Raw genomic sequence first — 4262 nt, 5'->3', positions numbered from 1 at the left:
CGTCCGCCGGGCCCGGCGGGCGCTGGCGGTCGCCGGGCTGGTCGCCGCCGTCACGCTCCCGCTCTATCCGCTGCACGAGATCGCCGCCCCCGGCGCCTGGGACACCTCGCCGCGCCTCGCGCGGACCAGGGCGGTGCTCGCCCGGATACCTGACGGCGCCACCGTCGCCGCGTCCAACCGCCTCGCCGCCCAACTGGCCGGGCGGACCACGGTCGGTCTGGCCTGCCGCGAGCCGGCGCCGCCGCTGTCTGACGCGCTGCAGGACGGGCCGCAGTGGGTGGTGGTCGACCTGGCCGACCCGAGCGTGCGGGCGCCCTGCCCGATCGCCGACACCGTCCGGATGCTCGGCCGCTACGAGGACCTCGGCTACCGGCGGGTCGTGGACGACGGCGACCTGCGCCTGCTCCGGCGTCCCTGACCCGCCGACCCCCTGGTCCGACTTGACCGAGGTGCCGTTGTCCGCCACCCTTTCACTAATCAACTAGTGAAAGGGTGAGTCGGGTGTGATCGAGTACCGCATCGAGCGGCGCAGCGGCGTCTCCACCTACCAGCAGATCGTGCAGCAGACCAAGCAGGCGCTGCGGCTCGGTGTGCTCCAGCCCGGAGACAAGCTGCCGACCGCGCGGGAGGTGGTCGAGCAGACCGCGATCAACCCGAACACCGTGCTGAAGGCCTACCGCGAGCTGGAGCGCGAGGGGCTGGTCGAGCCCCGCCCGGGGCTCGGCACCTTCGTCCGCCGCTCGCTCGCCCGGCCGGAGGCGGCCGCGGACGGGCCGCTGCGGGCGGGGCTGGTGGGGTGGGTCGACGAGGCCCGGGCGGCCGGACTCGACCGCGAGGACATCGCCGCGCTGATGGCCTCCGTGCTGGAGCAGCGCTGCGAGACCGGCGTCATCGGCGCCCTGGCGGCGCACACGTCAACCGGGCCGGCGGATCCGGCCGGACCGAACTAGGGAGGGCGGGGGGACCGCATGGCGGACGCGACATCCGTACTGGACGCGATACCGGACGAGGGGCGGCCGGCCGTCGAGGCCGTGGGGCTGGGCAAGCGCTACCGGGGTGACCAATGGGCCCTGCGCGACTGCGACTTCACCGTCCCGGCCGGCCGGATCTGCGGCGTGGTCGGCGCCAACGGGGCGGGCAAGAGCACCCTGCTCACCCTGGCCGCCCGTCTGATCCGGCCGACCGAGGGCGAACTGCGGGTCTTCGGCGAGACGTCGAGCACCCCGGAGTCCCGCGCCCGGGTCGCCTACGTCACCCAGGAGAAGCCGCTCTACCCCTCCTTCACGGTGGCGGGCACCCTGCGCATCGGGCGTGAGCTCAACCCTCGCTGGGACGAGGAGGCCGCCCAGCGGGTCATTGAGATGGGTGAGTTGCCGATGGGGGCGCGCGTCGGCTCGCTGTCCGGCGGCCAGCGCACCCGGGTCGCGCTCGCGCTCGCCCTCGGCAAGCGGGCCGAACTGCTCCTGCTCGACGAGCCGATGGCCGACCTCGACCCGCTCGCCCGCCACGAGCTGATGGGCGTGCTGATGGCCGAGGCCGCCGAACGCGGCACCACCATCCTGGTCTCCTCGCACATCCTGCCCGAACTCGACGGCGTCATCGACCACTTGCTGCTGGTCCAGGCGGGCCGGATCCGGCTGGCCGGAGACCTGGAGGAGATCCTCGACGGCCACCGGTTGCTCATCGGCGCCGCCGACGGGGCCGAACTGCCCGCCGGCACCACCGTGGAGCGGAGGGTCCGGGGCCGCCAGGTCACCGCGCTGCTGCACACCGGCGAACCGGTCGACGGGCCGTGGGAGTCGAGCCGGCCCAGCCTGGAGGAACTGCTGCTGGCCTACCTCCGGACCCCGGTCAAGGCCCCCGTCACCGCCCCCGATCGCGAGGCCGCCGCATGAGCGCCAGCACCCTGACCGGCCCGACCGCCCCGGTGCCCGCGGACCGTACGGCCGGACGGCCCGCGACCGCCCGCCGCTCCCGGGGTCCGCGCGGCGTTCTCTGGCTGTCCTGGCAGCAGAGCCGGGTGGCGGTGAGGACGATGGCCGTTCCGGCGGTCCTCACCGCGCTGATCCTGATCGCCCTGCACTTCCTCATCCAGGACCGGGCCGAGCTGATGAGGCAGGCCGGCTGCGACTTCTCGGTGGAGTGGAGCCGCGAGTGCCTGGTGCGGTACGGCCGGCTGGAGATGCTGCTCCGGATGTTCACGGACATCCTGCAGCCGGCCATCACGGCGGTCCCGGTGATGCTCGGCGCGTTCCTCGGCGGGCCGCTGCTCGCCCAGGAGTACGAGCGGGGCACCCTGCGGATGGTGCTGGCGCAGTCCGTCAGCCCGGGCCGCTGGCTGGCGGCCCGGCTCGCCGTCCCGGGCGCCGCCGTGCTGCTGCTGTCCACCGTGGTGGCCGGGCTGACCAGCTGGGTGTGGTGGTCGGACGTGGTGCACAGGCGGGGGGCCTTCGGGGCCTTCGACCCGCCGTTCCAGGGGTTCACCTACCCCGTGCTCGGCGTGGTCCCCGTCGCCTGGTCGCTGTTCGGGCTGGCGCTGGGCGTGCTGGTCGGGCAGCTGCTGCGGCGCACCGTCGCCGCCGTGCTGGCGGGCGGGGCGGCGGTGGCGCTCGCGCACACCGCGATGATCGTGCTGCGGCCCTCGCTCTGGCCGGTGACCGAGCGGGAGCAGCCGTACAACAACACCCTGGGCGGCTTCCGCCAGCCCACCAACGCCTGGCTGGTGGATCACGGGGTGGTGCTCGCGGACGGCACCAGGATGACGTCCGGCGAATGCGTGAGGTCGTCCGAGGTCTGTGCGGCGGCGCCCACCTCCTGGGGGCGGTTCCACCCGGTGTCGCACTTCGTGCCGATCCAACTCGTCGAGGCCGGCCTGCTGTTGGCGCTCACCGCGGTCGTCGTGGTCGTGGTGTTCCGCAGGCTCACCCGGGCCGGGATCTGACCGGACGGGCTGTCACGGGCCGTCCGATTCCGGTCCACCGCCCGTGGGCCCGGCCGAGCGGACCGGGACGGCGGCACGGCCCGACGCGGTCCGCCCGGCGTCCCGCCGGTCAGTCCCCGGTGCAGCCGCAGGAGCGGCGGACCACCATCCGGGCCGGGAACATCCGGGCCCCGGCGGCCGGGGCCGCCTCCCCGTCGGCGCCCGCGCCCAGCACCAGGTCGACGGCGGCGCGCGCCATCTCGGCCTGGGCGGTGGCCACGCTGGTGAGCGACGGTCCGGCGATCACCGCCTCGGCGATGTCGTCGAACCCCGCCACCGCGAGGTCCTCCGGCACCCGGATGCCCAGGTCGTCGGCGGCCCGCAGCAGGCCGATCGCCTGATCGTCGGTCGCGCAGAAGACGGCGGACGGCCGGTCGGCGCGCGCCAGCAGTGCGAGCGCCTCCCGGTGCGCCCGCACCCGGTCGAACGGCGCCGGGGTCAGCCGGCCCTCGGTGGGCAGGCCGGCCTCGGTGAGCGCGGCGGCCCAGCCGGCGGTGCGGACGGTCACCGGGTCGCTCGGGCTGAGCGCGAAGGTGCCGCCGAAGCAGTGCACCTCGGCGTGCCCGTGGCCGAGCAGGTGGCGGACGACCTCGCGGGCGCCGCCCTCGTCGTCCGCGACGACCGCGATCCCGCGCTCGGTCTCCGCACGGTGGTGCAGCAGCACGACCGGCGTGCCGTCGGGGCCGTCCACGCCGGTGACCCCGGGGACGGACGGGTCCTGGGTCACCAGGATCAGGCCGTCCACCTGCATGCCGAGGAAGGCGCGGATGTAGTGGGCCTCGCGCTCGTCCTCGTAGTCGGAGTTGCCGATCAGCAGCAGCCGCCCGCGTTCGGCGGCGGCGCGCTCCACGGTGTGCGCGAGTTCGGCGAAGAAGGGCTGGCGGGCGTCCGGCACGACCATGCCGATGAGGTCGGTGCGCCGCCGGGCCATCGCCTGCGCGACCCGGTTCGGCCGGTACCCCAACTCCTCGACGGCGGCGAGTACCCTGGCCCGCGTCGCGGCCGCCACCGGCCGCGGCCCGTCGTTGATCACATAACTCACGACCGCAGTCGACGTCCCCGCCGCCCTCGCCACGTCGTCCCGCGTCACCCTTGCCATGCCCGCGAGCCTACACACCGCCGCCGACGGGCCTCTCCGCCGTTTCACCGGCTGGACGGGCGGTGCGGCGACGCGTCGCGCCGATCGCCACCGTGGTCTTCCGTGAGCGGCTGGGGAGGATGCGGATGGCGGCGAGCACGGCCGCGCCGGCCGGGGTGGCCTGGAGCCGGCCACCCCTGAGGG

The 4262-nt window shown here is 75.1% G+C and carries 4 protein-coding genes and 1 pseudogene; 4 read left to right on the top strand and 1 reads right to left on the bottom strand.

Annotated elements, in window-relative coordinates; translation table 11 throughout:
• The 4 genes and pseudogenes from ABD308_RS05505 to ABD308_RS05490 form a co-directional block, all read left to right on the top strand.
• A pseudogene (locus ABD308_RS05505) lies at positions 1 to 418 on the top strand (DUF2079 domain-containing protein); the annotation flags it as partial.
• A gap of 85 nt (positions 419 to 503) precedes the next feature.
• Positions 504 to 950: a GntR family transcriptional regulator gene (locus ABD308_RS05500; RefSeq protein ID WP_344327432.1), complete on the top strand. Its 447-nt coding sequence runs from the start codon at positions 504 to 506 to the stop codon at positions 948 to 950.
• Between the two features lie 18 nt (positions 951 to 968).
• Entirely contained in the window at positions 969 to 1895 is a 927-nt protein-coding gene (locus ABD308_RS05495) for an ABC transporter ATP-binding protein (RefSeq protein ID WP_344327423.1), read from the top strand.
• Positions 1892 to 2941, top strand: a complete 1050-nt coding sequence (locus ABD308_RS05490) for an ABC transporter permease subunit (protein ID WP_344327413.1) — start codon at positions 1892 to 1894, stop codon at positions 2939 to 2941. The genes ABD308_RS05495 and ABD308_RS05490 overlap by 4 nt, the downstream gene beginning before the upstream one ends.
• A gap of 109 nt (positions 2942 to 3050) precedes the next feature.
• On the opposite strand, the gene ABD308_RS05485 is transcribed toward ABD308_RS05490, so the two are convergent.
• Positions 3051 to 4079 carry a LacI family DNA-binding transcriptional regulator gene (locus ABD308_RS05485; RefSeq protein ID WP_344327403.1) on the bottom strand — a complete coding sequence of 343 codons (1029 nt, stop codon included), beginning with the start codon at positions 4077 to 4079 and terminating at the stop codon, positions 3051 to 3053.
• Between the last annotated feature and the right edge of the window lie 183 nt (positions 4080 to 4262).

This window comes from Kitasatospora putterlickiae (assembly GCF_039527695.1).
Taxonomy (GTDB): Bacteria; Actinomycetota; Actinomycetes; order Streptomycetales; family Streptomycetaceae; genus Kitasatospora; species Kitasatospora putterlickiae.
The sequence above is the reverse complement of the archived record's forward strand: the minus strand, read 5'-3'. Positions and strand labels throughout refer to the sequence as shown.